The following is a 13,657-nucleotide window of genomic DNA, read 5'->3' as shown; positions in this document are numbered from 1 at the left end:
CGGGCGCAAGGCAGGCGGCGCGAGGCGCCCGCCCTGCTTGGAAACCCGGCCCCGGCCTCCTAGGTTCCAGCTGTCGTGGCATCGATGCCACGCGTGCAAACCGTGGCGTCGAGCCACGCGGAACGGAAGGCGGAGCTGCGGCGTGATGCCCCCGAAGGATGGTCCCGGCCTCAACCCCGGATCCCGGCATGCCCGGGCCTGAGACGCCCCAGGGCAGCCTGGCGGCGCTGCGGCAGGCGCATGGCATCCCCGCCCTGCCCGCCGTCCCGCCGGACCCCGTCAGCCAGGCGCCGGTCACCGTCGCCTCCTACAACGTGCACAAATGCGTCGGCACCGACCGCCGCTTCGACCCGGCGCGCATCGCCCGCGTCATCGGCGAGATCGCCCCCGACATCATCGCCATCCAGGAGGCCGACCGCCGCTTCGGCCGCCGCACCGGCCTGCTCGACACCGCCGCGCTGCAGGAGGCCGGGCTCAAGCTGCTGCCGATCTCCCGCCTGCCGGACGGGCATGGTTGGCACGGCAATGCGCTGGCGGTGCGCGCCGGCACGCCGCTGTCGCTGCAGCGCATCGCGCTGCCCGGCGCCGAGCCGCGCGGCGCGGTGATCGCCGAGCTCGAGCTGCCGGCGGGAAAGCTGCGCGTCATCGCCGCGCATTTCGGCCTGCTGCGCCGCTGCCGCACCCGCCAGGGCGCCGCCATCCTGGAGGCGATCGCCCAGGGCGAGGCGATGCCGACCCTGATGATGGGCGACCTGAACGAATGGCGGCCGGGGCGGCGCTCCTCGCTGCGGGTGCTGGAAAGCTTCTTCGGCCCGGCCGGCTTCGGCCCCGCCAGCTTCCCGGCGCGCATGCCGGTCTTCGCGCTGGACCGCATCCTCGGCTGGCCGCAGGGCGTGGTCAGCGAGGTCAGGGTGCATGACACGCCGCTGGCCCGCACCGCCTCCGACCATCTGCCGCTGAAGGCCAAGCTGGTGCTGCATGCCCGCGCCGCCGGCCAGGGCGCGGCGATTCCGGGCGTCCAGGCCGCGGCATGACGGACCGCCTGCTGGCGGAGCCCCCCGCCATCCCGCCTCCTGCCGTCCTGCTGCCGGCCATGGCGCCGATCCGCGCCGGTGCCCGGCCGGCGCCCTCGAAGGCCGACGAGGTGGTCGAGATGCTGCTGCACGATGCCGAAGGCGCCGAGAGCGCCACCAGCGGGGTCAACCTGCTGCCCGGCGGGCTGGAGGCCTTCATGGTGCGCGCCGCCTCGGCCCGCGCCGCCGGCCGCACGCTGGACCTGCAATACTACCGCTGGTCGGACGACGTCACCGGCGGGCTGCTGGCGCGCGAGGTGCTGCGCGCCGCCGACCGCGGCGTGCGGGTGCGGATGCTGCTGGACGACAGCTACGCGCTCGGCGTCGAGCGCCGCATCACCCTGCTCTCGGCGCATCCGCGCATCGAGGTGCGGCTGTTCAACACCGCCCGCCTGCGCTGGCTGGGGCAGCTCGGGCTGGGGCTGGAATTCGCCCTCGGCGGCTGGCACCTGAACCACCGGATGCACAACAAGTCCTGGGTGGTGGATGGCCGGCTGGCTTTGGTCGGCGGCCGCAACATCGCCGATGCCTATTTCGACGCCTCGGGCGGCGAGTTCAATTTCCGCGACCTGGACCTGCTGATCGCCGGCCAGGCCGCCCGCCAGGCGCAGGACATCTTCGACAATTACTGGGCCAGCAGCCTGGCCAAGCCGGTGGAAAGCTTCGCCGGCACGCGAGGGCTGTCGACCGAGGCGCTGCAGGGCTTCCGCCAGGAGCTGGAGGACATCCCCGATTCGGGCAAGGCCAAGCCCTATATCGAGGCGCTGGCGCGCCAGCGCCGCGTGCTGCTCGACCCCGGCAACCACCTGCTGCCGGCCGAGGCGACGGTGCGCATCCTCGCCGACCCGCCGGCCAAGGCGCAGGGCCGCGGCGTCGCCGGCAGCCTCTACCCGGCGATCGAGGCGATGCTGCGCACGGCGCAGCGCGAGGCGGTGCTGATCAGCCCCTATTTCGTCCCCGGCCGCGCCGGGCTGCGGCTGATCGGCCAGCTGCGCCGCCGCGGCGTGAAGGTCACCGTCATCACCAATTCGCTGGCCGCCACCGACGTGGTCGCCGTCCATGCCGGCTATGCGCGCTACCGCCCGCGGCTGCTGCGGCTCGGCGTCGAGCTCTACGAGCTGAAGCGCAGCGGCGCGCATGGAAGCGGCGTCTTCGGCTCGCGCGGCGCCAGCCTGCACACCAAGGCGGTGATGGTGGATGGCGAGCAGGTCTTCGTCGGCTCCTTCAACCTCGACCCGCGCTCGGCCAACCTGAACACCGAGATGGGCGCCTTCGCCCGCCATCCCGGCCTGGCGCGCCAGCTGGAGCATGAGCGCCAGCGCCTGAGCGATCCGCACCGCAGCTTCAGGGTCAGCTACCTGGCGCCGCTGCGCCGCCTGGCCTGGACCGACGAGACCGGCACCATCCGCCACGAGCCGATCGCGCCGCTCGGCCGCCGGATCCTGGCGCGGCTGGTGCGCTGGCTGCCGATCGAGGCGCAGCTCTAGCATCGTGGGCGGCGGCCGGGACCCTCCGCTGCCGGGTTCCCCCGGCGAAGCGGTGCGGCAGGCCTGCCCGGACTCCGCCTGGAGCGGCGGCGCCCTCCCCCGGGACGGCGCGGCAGTCGCCATGGCCCGGCCGCGCCTGCCACCCCCCAGCCCGGCGCCATCGCCTTGAACCCGCGGCCTTTCCCAGGATCGCGCGCGGCGCACCCCTTCGCAACGGCGCAGTAACGATCGTCTGAATTTCCGGGAAATTGCACTTCCTGAAAAATAGAACTTGCCGGAACCAATTTGCCTGTGGCGGGATGCGGGCTGCCGGCTCACCTTTTCGTGATTCAACGCAGGAAGCCTCCCATGCGCCTCCGCAGCCCGCCGCTGTTGACCTTCGGTATCGCCGCGCTGCTGGGCGGGATGGCGCTGGTGCTGCTGCGCGCGGCCTCGGGCGATCACGTGCAGGAACTGACCGCCGCCATGCTGCGCCATGCCGCCGGCAGCGCCCTGCAGCAGCTCGAGCAGCGGCTGCGCCAGGAGGTGGAGATCGCTGCCCTCCTCCTCCCGGCCGCCGGCGCCGAGGAGGAGCAGGAGGAGGGGCCCGCCGCCCTTACCCCGCTCGCCGCCGGGCTGCTGCGGCAGCGCGGCTGGCTCGGGCTGCAGCGGGGCGATGCCGCCCTGGCCGGGCCGCTGGCCGCCGACGGCCCCGCCTGGCCGGCCGATGCTGAGGGGCTGGCCCGCGCCCGGGGCTTCCAGCAGATGGTGCTCAGCCCGCTGCGCCCGGCAGCGCCGGGGCTGCCGGCGCATCTGCTGCTGCAGGCGCCGCTGCCGGTGCAGCAGGGCGGCGATGTGCTGACCCTGGTGCTGCCGGCCGATTTCCTGGCGCAGCGGCTGCGCGAGCAGGCGCATCCGGCCGGGCTGCGGCTGCGGCTGATCGACCGCGCCGGCGCCGAGATCGGCCGCCGCACGGTCCCCGGCGACGCCGTCGCCGATGTCGCCGCCACGGCGGCGCCCGCCGCGGCGGGCGCCCCGGCCGAATGGCTGTCGAGCGACATCCAGGGGCTGCAGCTCGCCGCCGACCTGGCCGGGCCGGTGCCGGACTGGCTGCCGCAGCCCTCGCGGCTGACGCTGGCCATGGGGCTGGCGCTGGGCCTGGCGCTGATCCTGGTCTGCATCCTCGGCTACAAGACCCGGCGCGGCCAGGCGGCGCAGCGGGCGCTGGACGCCGCCCTGGCCGAGGCGGAGGCCGAGCGGCGCCTCTCCGACATCGCCGCCAACCTGCCCGGCGCCATCTACCGCCTGGTGCGAAGCCCGGACGGCGTGGTCGCCTGCACCTACATGAGCGAGGGCGTCAACCTGCTGCTCGCCGAGCCCGCCGGCAGCTCGCCGCGGCATTCGCTGATGCGCGGGCTGACGCCGGAGACGCGGCAGAAGCTGGAGGCGGCGCTGCGGCACTCGGCCGAGACGCTGCAGCCGATGCAGGTGGAAGGCAATGTGCTGGCCGCCGACGGCCGCCGCCTCTGGCTGCGCAGCCAGGCCAGCGTGCATCCGCTGCCGGATGGCGGCATGCTGTGGGACGGGGTGCTGCTGGACAGCACCGAGCAGCGCCAGGCCGAGGAACGGGCGACGCTGCTGGCGCGCGAGGTCGACCACCGCGCCAAGAACATCATGGCGGTGGTGCGCTCGCTGCTGCTGCTGACGCCGCGCGACGTGCCGCCGGCGCAGTTCGTGGCCAATCTGGACGGCCGGCTCTGCGCCCTGGCCCGCGCGCACGACCTGCTGGCCGGCCAGGGCTGGGCGGGCGCCGATCTGGCCCAGGTGGTGCAGCGCGAGCTCGCCACCTACGACCAGATCGCCGGCCATGCGCAGATCGCCTGGAGCGGGCCGGCCGCGCGCCTCGCCTCCGGCAGCGTGCAGCCGGTGGAGATGATCCTGCACGAGCTCTCGACCAATGCCGCCAAGCATGGCGCGCTGTCGCGGCCCGGCGGGCTGGTCGAGCTGCGCTGGACGGCCGCCCCGCAGGGCGGGCTGCTGATCGACTGGCGCGAGAGCGGCGGCCCGCCGGTGCGCGGCGAACCCGGCCGGCACGGCTTCGGCTTCCGCCTGATCCACACCCTGGCGCGGCACCAGCTGTCCGGCGGCGCCACCTTCCTGTGGTCGGAGGAAGGGTTGCAATGCCGCATCCGGCTGGGCGCCGCGAGCGTCGCGGCGGTGGAGGCGCCGCCCGTGCCGGCGGCCGCCGACTCGCCGCTCGACATCCCGGCGCCCCCGGTGGCGCGGCAGGCCTGAGGCCGCGGCCGCGCGCTTCAGGCCTGCCGGGGATGCCCTGCCGGCCCGTCACGCCCCAAGCGGCCTGCCTTCGCCCCGGCTCCCGTCAACCATTCCAGGCTCGGGTTTCCGCGAGCCTCGTCACCCGATCCGGCGATTCCCTTGACCCGGCCTGGCGCTAGCTGAAATGCGCCTGCCGTGGCCCGGCGCCGGCCACCTGGTCGAGCAGGGCATCGTCCAGCTCGCCCTCCGCGGGCGGCGGGGCGGCCGGGCCGGTGACCGGCGCGGGCGACGGTGCAGAGGAGGACGGTGCAGAGGAGGACGGGGGGGCGGGCTCGGGCTTCGGCGCATCGGCCATGGCGGCAGGTCCTGTCGGCGGTGGGCGGCGCGCCGGCAAGGCGGCCGCCCGACCCGGTGTAGCGCAAGGCCGGCGGCGCTGCCCATCGGCCGTTCCTATGGCGGCGATAGCCCGGTGCCGCGTGGCGTCAGGCCTTCTTCTCCCAGCCGCGCGCCCCCTGCTGCCAATAGGTCAGGCTGTGCCCGGCCGCCTTGGCGGCGGTCCAGCGGGCACGGGCGGCCTGCACCGCCGTCTCGTCCTGGCCGTCGAACAGGTCGAAGACCCGGTCGTACTCGCCCAGCTTCCCGCTCTCCGCCCCGTCGACCAGGAACAGGAACCGCGCGCCGTTCGGCGCCGCGTCCTCCAGCGTCAGGAAGATCGGCTGCAGCGCCGGCTCGGTGGTGCCATGCGGCAGCCAGTCGGGGTCCGGGCAGAGCCAGAGCGAGGCATCCAGGCTGGCCAGCCGGGCAGGATCGCTGAGCCGCACCACGGCGCGGCCGCCGGCCGCCAGCACCCGGCCCAGCAGCTTCGGCAGGGCGGCGTCCATCGGGGTGCGGGTCAGGTGGTAGAAGCCGATCTCGCTCATCCGCCATGCCCCCTCAAAGCCGGTGCGGGTCCTCGAAGCGCTGCCGCGCCAGGCGGTCCAGCAGCCGGACGCCGAAGCCGCCGGTGGTGTGACCGTCCGGCGCGCCGCTGTCCAGGGTGCCGCCTTCGGGCTCGCTGCCTTCGGGAGCGGCGTCTTCCGCCGTCAGGTCCAGCAGCGTCCAGGGCTGCCCGCCCATCACGCGCCCGAGGAAACCGGCGGCGCGGCCGGCCTCGCCCGGGCCGGCGGCGGCGGGCGTCTCGCCGGCCAGCGGCGGCAGCGGCCAGACCGGCTCGCCGGTGGCGGCGCCGGCGGCGGCCAGGGCGGCTTCCAGCGGCGGGTCGGCGCCGAACAGCGCGGCGCCGGGGCCGGCCGCCCCCTCGGGCCGCGCGCTGCCCAGCGCCGCCCCCGCCCCCGCGGTCAGCCGGCCCAGCCCGACCAGCCCGCCGGGGCGGAAGGCCAGCGCGGCATAGGTCATCGCCTCGGCCAAAGCGAGCTGGCCGGGACAGAAGGCCGCCGCGGCCGGCAGGGCCTGGCCGCCCAGCAGGGTCACCGGCCGGCCGGACGCCGCCGCCGGGGCCCCCTCCCCCGGCGCGCAGAGGGCGAGCACCGCGGCCGCCGGGGCCGGGCTGTCGCGCAGCGCCAGCGCCAGCAGCGCCCCGGCGCAGGCGGCGGCCCCGGCCAGCCCGCCCGGCCCGGCGCCGGCCAGGCCGAGCCCGGCAAAGACCAGCGGCGGGGCGGCGATCCGCCCGGCCCAGCGCATCACCACCAGCCGCGGCGCGGTGGCGCCGGAGGCCGCCAGCAGCCCGCCGAAGCCGGCCGCCGCCAGCCGCCGCCGCTTCAGCCGCTGCACCGCGATCCCCTGTTGCTCCAGCCCGCGCAGCCGGCGGGCGATGTCGCGCGGGGTCGCGGCCGCCATCGCCTCCAGGCTGCGCGCCAGGGCGACGCCGCGGCGCACCGCCAGGGCCTCCGCCAGCAGCGGGCGCAGCGCGGCGGCGGCCGGATGCCACAGCTCGACCATCGCGCCGGGCGGCGCCGCCAGGGCCAGACAGAGAGAAAGCTCGGCGGCCTCCCCGGCGCGCAGCAGCCGGGCGTCGAGCAGCACGCGGCCGCCATCGGCGGGCAGCAGCGCCCAGGCGGCGCGGCCGAGCGCCGGCCAGTCGCGGCCGGGCAGCTCGATCACGCCGTCCACCGGCATGACCCGGGCATCGGCCGGCGCCTCGGGGAAGGCGCGCAGCCGCGGCCGCGCCAGCGCCCGCGCGCCGGGCGCGGGGCGCAGCCGGATCAGCCCCATGGCGACGTCACCGCCCGGCGGCGGCTCAGCCCTCGTAATGCTCAGCCACCAGCCGGTCGAGCAGGCGGACGCCATAGGCGGTGGCGCCCTTGGGGGTGATGGCACTGTCCTTGGTGGCCCAGGCAGTGCCGGCGATGTCGAGATGCGCCCAGGGCAGCGGCCCGTCGCGGGTGTCGATGAAGCGCTGGATGAACTGCGCCGCGGTGATCGAGCCGCCCTGCCGGCCGCCGCCGACATTCTTCATGTCGGCGATGTCGGACTTGATCTGCTTGTCATAGGCCTCGCCCAGCGGCATCCGCCAGACAGCCTCGCCGGTCGCGGCGCCGGCGGCGGCGAGCTGCTGCGCCAGGGTGTCGTCATTGGCGAACATCCCGGCATGCTCGTGGCCGAGCGCCACGATGATGGCGCCGGTCAGCGTCGCCAGGTCGATCATGAAGCGCGGCTTGAAGCGCTCGCGGGCGTACCAGAGCACATCGGCCAGCACGAGCCGTCCCTCGGCATCGGTGTTGATCACCTCGATGGTCTGGCCGGAATAGGACTTCACCACGTCGCCGGGGCGCTGCGCGGTGCCCGAGGGCATGTTCTCGACCAGCCCGACCAGGCCGACCGCGTCGACCTTCGCCTTGCGCCCGGCCAGCGCCGCCATCAGCCCGATCACCGCGCCGGCGCCGGCCATGTCGAACTTCATGTCCTCCATGCCGCCGGCCGGCTTGATCGAGATGCCGCCGGTGTCGAAGGTCACGCCCTTGCCGATGAAGGCGACCGGGGCCTCGGCCGAGCCGGCCGGGGCGCCCTTCCACTGCATCACCACGACGCGCGGCGCGCGGGCGCTGCCCTGCGACACGCCAAGCAGCGCGCCGAAGCCAAGCTTCTCCAGCTCGGGCTGGCCGAGGATTTCCACCGAGACGCCGAGCTTCTCCAGCCCCTTGCAGCGCTCGGCCATCTCCTCGGGGAACAGGACATTGGGCGGCTCGCTGACCAGGTCGCGGGCCAGGAAGACGCCGTCGGCCACCGCCGAGAGCGGCTGCCAGGCGGCGCGGGCGGCCTCGGCCTCGGCAGCCGCCAGCGACAGCCGCACCAGCTTCGGCTTGTCCTCGGCCGCCTCCCTGGTGCGGTAGCGGTCGAAGCGGTAGCCGCGCAGCCGGGCGCCGGAGGCGAAGGCCGCCACCAGCGCCGGCGCCAGCCCGTCGGTCGCGACGAAGGCCTCCGTCTCGCCGGCGATCAGCGGCAGGGCGCTGCCGCCGGCCGCCTCCAGGCTGCGCGCATCGGCCGTGCCGCCGAGGCCCACGGCGACCACCTTCGACAGATGCGCGCCCGGCGACCACAGGGTGCAGCTCTGCCCCTTCTTGCCCTTGAAACTGGCCGCCGCCAGGCCGCGGGCGATGGCGCCGCCACAGGCCGCATCGGCCTCCCCGGCGATGCCGGCCAGGGAAAAACCCTCGGCCAGCGGCAGCACCAGCGCGCCGGCCCGCGGCAGCGAGGGGGAGACGAAGAGGAAATCGGTCATGCGGCGGGCTCCGTCGGCGGCTGGGCCGAGGACGATAGCACCGCGCGCCGGTCACGCCAGGGGCGCGGGAAGCCCCTCCCGCCAGGCGCGCCGCTTCGTGCTATGGACAGAAGGATGAACGACGCCGAACTCCTTGCCCTTGCCGCGCGGCTGGCCCAGAGCGCCGCCGCTGCCATCCTCACCATCCGCGATGCCGGCTTCGCCGTGGAGCGCAAGGAGGATCTGAGCCCGGTCACCGCCGCCGACCGGCTGGCCGAGGCGATCATCACCGAGGGGCTGCGCCAGGCCGCCCCGGAGATCCCGGTGGTCGGCGAGGAGGCGGTCTCCGACGGCGCCGAGCTGGCCGCAGCCCCGCGCTACTGGCTGGTCGACCCGCTGGACGGCACCCGCGAATTCGCCGCCGGCCGGCCAGAATTCACCGTCAATATCGGCCTGATCGTCGACGGGCGCCCGCGTCTCGGCGCCGTTGCCCTGCCGGCCTATGGCGAGCTCTTCACCGGCATCGTCGGCCAGGGCGCCTGGAAGCAGGATGCCGCCGGCCATCGCCGCATCCAGGCGCGGCGGGTGCCCGAGGAGGGCCTGACCGTCATGGCCAGCCGGCATTACGCCGACGACCCGCGCCTGCCGGAGTTCCTGGCCGGGCGGAAGGTGCATCGCATCGTGCAGATCGGCTCCGCCACCAAGTTCTGCCGCCTGGCCGAGGGCGTCGCCGACCTCTATCCGCGCTTCGGCCGCACCATGGAGTGGGACACCGCCGCCCCCGAGGCGGTGCTGGTCGCCGCCGGCGGCAGGGTCACCGGCTTCGACGGTGCTCCGCTCGGCTACGGCAAGCCGGGCTGGGAAAACCTGCCCTTCGTCTGCCACGGGGCGGAGTGATCAGGCGGTGACCGAGCGCCTTGCCGCCGACCAGGTCGAGCGCGCCGCCGAGCTGCTGCGCGCCGGCCGGCTAGTCGCCTTCCCGACCGAGACGGTCTATGGGCTGGGCGGCGCCTCGCGCGACGCGGCGGCGGTGGCCGGCATCTTCGCCGCCAAGGGCCGCCCCCGCTTCAACCCGCTGATCAGCCATTTCCCCGACGCCGAATCGGCCTTCGCCGAGGCGGTCGCCGATGAGCGCGCCCACGCCCTGGCCCGCGCCTTCTGGCCCGGGCCGCTGACCCTGGTCCTGCCGCGCGCGCCGGACAGCCGCATCGCGCTGCTCGCCTCGGCCGGGCTGCCCAGCCTGGCGCTGCGGGTGCCTGCCCATCCGCTGGCCCGGGCGCTGCTGCGCGCCGTCGGCCAGCCGGTCGCCGCCCCCTCGGCCAACCGCTCGGGCGGGGTGTCGCCGACCACCGCCGAGCATGTGCTGGACGGGCTGTCCGGCCGCATCGACGCCGTGCTGGATGGCGGCCCCTGCGCGGTCGGGCTGGAGAGCACCGTGCTCGACCTGACCGGGCCCGAGCCGCGGCTGCTGCGCCCCGGCGGCATCGCCGAGGCGGAGCTGGAAAAAATCCTGGGCCCGATCGGCCGCGCCGCGCCGGCGGCGGCCGAGGACGAGGCGCGGCCGGCGCCGGGGATGCTGACCTCGCACTACGCCCCGGGCCTGCCGGTCCGGCTGGAGGCGGCCTCGGTCGCGTCCTCCGAGGCGCTGCTCGCCTTTGGCCGGCCGCTGCCCGGCGCCGGCGCCATTTGGCAGCTTAGCGAATCGGGCGACCTGGTGCAGGCGGCCGCCCGCCTCTTCGCCGGGCTGCGCGCCCTGGACGCGCTGGGCCAGCGGCTCGGCCTGACGGCCATCGCCGTGCAGCCGGTGCCGATGGAGGGGCTGGGCGCCGCCATCAACGACCGCCTGTCCCGCGCCGCCGCGCCACGCGGTTAGCCCCCCCCTGTCAGGCGGGGACGGCCGGGGCTATCCTGCCGGCATGGCCGCGCTCTCCCTCCTGCGGCCGGCCGCCCTGCTCCTGCTGCCGCTGCTCGCCGGCTGCGCCGGCTCGGCCCCGCCGGCCGAACGCCCCGCCGCCGAGCCGGTCGCCGCCCGCCCCGTGCTGCCGCCGGCGGCCAGCGTCCTGGCCGGGCTGCGCAGCGAGCTCGGCCCCGCCTGCTTCGCCACCGGCGCCGCCATCCATCTCGGCCATGGCCGCTTCGTGACGGCGGCGCATCTGCTGGATGGCAGCCAGGGCATGCTGCGCCGCTGCCCCGGCCTCGATTCCAGCCTGGGCAAGCCGGCCCAGCTCAGCTTCCAGGGCCGCGAGCAGCGCGCCCGGCTGATCCGGCTGGGCCGCGCCGACCTGCGCTTCGGCCTCGGCACCTATTATGTCGGCGGGCGCGACCTGGCGCTGCTGCAGCTCGACACCCCGCCACCGGGCGCGGCCGGCCTGTCGCTCTGCGCCCAGGGGCCGCGCCCCGGCGAGCGCGTGCTGGTGCTCACCCCCTATCGCGAGCAGCTGGCCGAGATCAGCGGGCTGATGCGCGAGGCCAATCCGCTGCACGGCGGCTATGCCGAGATGACGCTGCGGCTGGAGGCGGGCGAATCCGGCGGCGCGGTGCTGGATGCCGCCGCCGGCTGCCTGCTCGGCCTGGTCAGCCACCGCCAGGAGGGCCCGCCCGGCGAGCGCACCCGCATCGTCCCCGCCCCCGTGCTCGAAGCCTTCCTGCTGGGGCAGTGATCCGGGGGAGCATGGCGGCCGGTTGCCGGGTGAAACCCGGCCCGTGCTTGGCGGCCCCGCCTGCCCGGCCTACATGACCCCGATCATGCGCCCGACCAACCCCGCCTGCGGCCTGCCGACCCAGAGGTGTTTCGCATCCCGATGACCCGTCTCGACCGCTACCTGTTCCGCCAGCTGGGCATCGGCCTGCTGGCGGTGACCGTGGGCCTGGCCGCCCTGGTCTGGCTGACGCAGAGCCTGCGCTTCATCGAGCTGGTGCTGGACCGCGGCCTGTCGCTGGCGGTCTTCGTCGAGCTGACCGGGCTGCTGCTGCCGAGCTTCTTCGCCGTCATCCTGCCGATCACCACCTTCGTCGTGGTGCTGTTCAGCTATGTCCGGCTGAATGGCGACCGCGAGCTGGTGGTGATGCGCGCCGCCGGCCTGTCCGACTGGCAGCTGTCGCGCCCGGCGCTGCTGCTGGCGACGCTGGCCACCGGCTTCTGCCTGTTCCTGCAGCTCTGGCTGGTGCCGGTCAGCCATGCCGCCTTCCGCGCCTGGCAGTTCGAGATCCGCAACGAGATGGCCGCCATCCTGGTGCAGGAGGGCGTCTTCTCCAGCCTGGGCGACGAGCTGACGGTCTATGCCCGCCGGCGCGAGGCCGATGGCACGCTGCGCGGCATCCTGGTGCACGACACCCGCGAGGCCGGCGCGCCGGTCACCATCATGGCCGAGGAGGGAAGGCTGGTGGCGACGCCGAACGGGCCGCGCGTCATCCTGCTGAACGGCGTCCGCCAGCAGATGGACCCGGCGCATGAGAACCGCCCCGCCCGCCTCTCGGTGCTGACCTTCGCCGAGAACAGCGTCGACCTGGCCAGCTCGTCCCGCAGCCAGGTCGATGGCGCGCGCAACCGCGATTCGCGCGAGCGCTTCGTGGGCGAGCTGCTGAACCCCGACCCGGCCGAGAACCTGCCGGAGCGCGACATCCGCAAGTTCCGCGCCGAGGGCCACCAGCGCCTGGCCTCGCCCTTCACCACCCTGGCCTTCGCCATGGTCGGGCTGGCCACCGCCCTGGCCAGCGGCTTCCGCCGGCATGGCGACTGGCGGCCGGGCGCCATCGGCGTCGCCCTCGTCGTCACCCTGCTGGCCATCGGCCTGTCGATCGGCAACCTGGCCGCCCGCGACAATGCCTTCATCCCGCTGATCTGGATCCATGCCTTGGGACCCTGCCTGATCGCCGCCTGGGTGCTGGGGGGCCGCTTTGGCCTGCCGCGCCGCCGCCCCGGCCCGGCGGAGGGCTGAGCGCATGGCCTTCTCCTGGACGCTGACCGCCTATATCGCCCGCCGCTTCGCCGCCATGGCGCTGGCCATGACCCTGGCGCTGGCCTGCCTGGTGGCGCTGTTCGACTTCATCGAGCTGCTGCGCCGCGCCGCCACCCGGGCGGATGCCGGCTTCGGCCTGGTCGCCACCATCGCCGGGCTGCGGCTGCCCTTCGTGGTGCTGCAGATCCTGCCCTTCGCCGTGCTGCTGGGCGGCATCATCGCCTTCTGGCGCCTCGCCCGCGCCTCCGAGCTGGTGGTGGCGCGCGCCGCCGGCGTCTCGGTCTGGTCCTTCCTGATGGGGCCGGTGGCGGTGGCGCTCTGCCTCGGCACGCTGGCCATCACCGTGGTCTCGCCGCTCTCGGCCGCCATGCTGGCGCGCGCCGAGCGGCTCGACGCCACCTATCTGCGCAACGCCACCGGCCTGTCCTCGCTGGCCGGCGGCCGGCTCTGGCTGCGCCAGGCCGATCCCGGGCTGGAGCCCAATGGCATCGCCATCCTGGCCGGCGTGCCCGAGGTCGGCCGCGACGGCTTCCTGCTGCGTGGCGTCTCGGTCTGGCGGCTCTCGGCCCAGGACAAGCCGCTGGCCCGCGTCGAGGCACCGCGCGCGCGGCTCGCCGATGGCGCCTGGAACCTGGAGGAGGCGGTGACCTTCGGCACCAACCGCCAGCCCTCCGCCCCCGGCCCGCTGCGCCTGCCCACCCCGCTCACCCGTGACCGCATCGAGGAGACCTTCGCCAGCCCGGACACCCTGTCCTTCTGGGCGCTGCCCTCCTTCATCGCGGTGCTGGAGAGCAGCGGCTTCTCGGCCATGCGGCACCGGCTGCACTACCACTCGCTGCTGTCGCTGCCGCTGCTGACCGCGGCCATGGCGCTGCTGGCGGCCGGATTCTCGATGCGGCAGTCGCGCCGCGGCGGCGTGGCGCAGATGATCGGCGCCGGCATCGCCGCCGGATTCGCCCTCTTCCTGCTCGACAAGGTGGCCGAGGAATTCGGCCAAGCCGGCACCCTGCCGGTGGCGCTGGCCGCCTGGGCGCCCTCGGTCGCCGGCCTGCTGCTGGCGCTGACCCTCCTGCTGTATCTCGAGGACGGCTGAGAAGCCCTTGGCGGGGGTCGGCTTTTCAAGCCTCTCGCCGCGCCGCGCCAATGCGGCTATGGAAGCGGCATGGACCGAGCCATGCGTGACGC

General features: G+C 75.2%; 12 protein-coding genes. 8 read left to right on the top strand and 4 right to left on the bottom strand.

Annotation, left to right across the window (positions count from 1 at the left end; translation table 11 throughout):
- Nucleotides 1-188: 188 nt before the first annotated feature.
- The 3 genes from WFI16_RS00840 (at nucleotide 189) to WFI16_RS00830 (ending at nucleotide 4,834) form a co-directional block, all read left to right on the top strand.
- Nucleotides 189-1,034 carry an endonuclease/exonuclease/phosphatase family protein gene (locus WFI16_RS00840; RefSeq protein WP_419895892.1) on the top strand — a complete coding sequence of 282 codons (846 nt, stop codon included), beginning with the start codon at nucleotides 189-191 and terminating at the stop codon, nucleotides 1,032-1,034.
- Entirely contained in the window at nucleotides 1,031-2,560 is a 1,530-nt protein-coding gene (locus WFI16_RS00835) for a phospholipase D family protein (protein WP_419895891.1), read from the top strand. Before WFI16_RS00840 ends, WFI16_RS00835 begins: the two co-directional genes overlap by 4 nt.
- Before the next feature lie 348 nt (nucleotides 2,561-2,908).
- Nucleotides 2,909-4,834 (top strand): HWE histidine kinase domain-containing protein, encoded by a 1,926-nt coding sequence (locus tag WFI16_RS00830; RefSeq protein ID WP_419895890.1) that lies wholly within the window; start codon nucleotides 2,909-2,911, stop codon nucleotides 4,832-4,834.
- A 157-nt stretch (nucleotides 4,835-4,991) separates the two neighbouring features.
- Here the strand turns inward: WFI16_RS00830 and WFI16_RS00825 are convergent, their stop codons facing one another.
- The 4 genes from WFI16_RS00825 to WFI16_RS00810 all read right to left on the bottom strand — a co-directional run bounded on the left by WFI16_RS00825 (nucleotide 4,992) and on the right by WFI16_RS00810 (nucleotide 8,534).
- Complete coding sequence (locus tag WFI16_RS00825) at nucleotides 4,992-5,171, bottom strand: hypothetical protein (RefSeq protein WP_419895889.1); 180 nt, start codon at nucleotides 5,169-5,171, stop codon at nucleotides 4,992-4,994.
- A gap of 127 nt (nucleotides 5,172-5,298) precedes the next feature.
- Nucleotides 5,299-5,736, bottom strand: a complete 438-nt coding sequence (locus WFI16_RS00820; RefSeq protein WP_419895888.1) for a DNA polymerase III subunit chi — start codon at nucleotides 5,734-5,736, stop codon at nucleotides 5,299-5,301.
- A gap of 13 nt (nucleotides 5,737-5,749) precedes the next feature.
- Nucleotides 5,750-7,102 (bottom strand): hypothetical protein, encoded by a 1,353-nt coding sequence (locus tag WFI16_RS00815; protein WP_419895887.1) that lies wholly within the window; start codon nucleotides 7,100-7,102, stop codon nucleotides 5,750-5,752.
- The gene (locus WFI16_RS00810) at nucleotides 7,053-8,534 is read right to left on the bottom strand and encodes a leucyl aminopeptidase (protein ID WP_419895886.1); all 1,482 of its coding nucleotides are present in this window, start codon (nucleotides 8,532-8,534) and stop codon (nucleotides 7,053-7,055) included. Before WFI16_RS00810 ends, WFI16_RS00815 begins: the two co-directional genes overlap by 50 nt.
- 114 nt (nucleotides 8,535-8,648) lie before the next feature.
- Between WFI16_RS00810 and cysQ the strand changes: the two genes are divergently transcribed.
- The 5 genes from cysQ to lptG all read left to right on the top strand — a co-directional run bounded on the left by cysQ (nucleotide 8,649) and on the right by lptG (nucleotide 13,565).
- Nucleotides 8,649-9,410, top strand: a complete 762-nt coding sequence (gene cysQ / locus WFI16_RS00805) for a 3'(2'),5'-bisphosphate nucleotidase CysQ (protein WP_419895885.1) — start codon at nucleotides 8,649-8,651, stop codon at nucleotides 9,408-9,410.
- A 7-nt stretch (nucleotides 9,411-9,417) separates the two neighbouring features.
- Nucleotides 9,418-10,386: an L-threonylcarbamoyladenylate synthase gene (locus WFI16_RS00800; protein WP_419895884.1), complete on the top strand. Its 969-nt coding sequence runs from the start codon at nucleotides 9,418-9,420 to the stop codon at nucleotides 10,384-10,386.
- 43 nt (nucleotides 10,387-10,429) lie between these two features.
- A complete protein-coding gene (locus WFI16_RS00795; RefSeq protein WP_419895883.1) occupies nucleotides 10,430-11,173 on the top strand; it encodes a trypsin-like peptidase domain-containing protein in 744 nt (247 codons plus the stop codon).
- A 141-nt stretch (nucleotides 11,174-11,314) separates the two neighbouring features.
- A complete protein-coding gene (gene lptF, locus WFI16_RS00790) occupies nucleotides 11,315-12,451 on the top strand; it encodes an LPS export ABC transporter permease LptF (protein ID WP_419895882.1) in 1,137 nt (378 codons plus the stop codon).
- A gap of 4 nt (nucleotides 12,452-12,455) precedes the next feature.
- The gene (lptG, locus tag WFI16_RS00785; protein WP_419895881.1) at nucleotides 12,456-13,565 is read left to right on the top strand and encodes an LPS export ABC transporter permease LptG; all 1,110 of its coding nucleotides are present in this window, start codon (nucleotides 12,456-12,458) and stop codon (nucleotides 13,563-13,565) included.
- The last annotated feature ends 92 nt before the right edge of the window (nucleotides 13,566-13,657 follow it).

This window comes from Roseomonas sp. USHLN139 (assembly GCF_037145735.1).
In the GTDB taxonomy this organism is placed as follows: domain Bacteria; phylum Pseudomonadota; class Alphaproteobacteria; order Acetobacterales; family Acetobacteraceae; genus Pseudoroseomonas.
Note: the sequence above shows the minus strand (reverse complement) of the source record. Positions and strands in the feature narration are given on the sequence as shown.

Excerpts from the sequence above, each read along its gene's own strand:
- WFI16_RS00840 (WP_419895892.1), top strand. The coding sequence starts at position 189 with ATGCCCGGGCCTGAGACGCCCCAGGGCAGCCTGGCGGCGCTGCGGCAG.
- WFI16_RS00835 (WP_419895891.1), top strand. The coding sequence starts at position 1,031 with ATGACGGACCGCCTGCTGGCGGAGCCCCCCGCCATCCCGCCTCCTGCC.
- WFI16_RS00830 (WP_419895890.1), top strand. The coding sequence starts at position 2,909 with ATGCGCCTCCGCAGCCCGCCGCTGTTGACCTTCGGTATCGCCGCGCTG.
- WFI16_RS00825 (WP_419895889.1), bottom strand. The coding sequence starts at position 5,171 with ATGGCCGATGCGCCGAAGCCCGAGCCCGCCCCCCCGTCCTCCTCTGCA.
- WFI16_RS00820 (WP_419895888.1), bottom strand. The coding sequence starts at position 5,736 with ATGAGCGAGATCGGCTTCTACCACCTGACCCGCACCCCGATGGACGCC.
- WFI16_RS00815 (WP_419895887.1), bottom strand. The coding sequence starts at position 7,102 with ATGGCGTCCGCCTGCTCGACCGGCTGGTGGCTGAGCATTACGAGGGCT.
- WFI16_RS00810 (WP_419895886.1), bottom strand. The coding sequence starts at position 8,534 with ATGACCGATTTCCTCTTCGTCTCCCCCTCGCTGCCGCGGGCCGGCGCG.
- cysQ (WP_419895885.1), top strand. The coding sequence starts at position 8,649 with ATGAACGACGCCGAACTCCTTGCCCTTGCCGCGCGGCTGGCCCAGAGC.
- WFI16_RS00795 (WP_419895883.1), top strand. The coding sequence starts at position 10,430 with ATGGCCGCGCTCTCCCTCCTGCGGCCGGCCGCCCTGCTCCTGCTGCCG.
- lptF (WP_419895882.1), top strand. The coding sequence starts at position 11,315 with ATGACCCGTCTCGACCGCTACCTGTTCCGCCAGCTGGGCATCGGCCTG.
- lptG (WP_419895881.1), top strand. The coding sequence starts at position 12,456 with ATGGCCTTCTCCTGGACGCTGACCGCCTATATCGCCCGCCGCTTCGCC.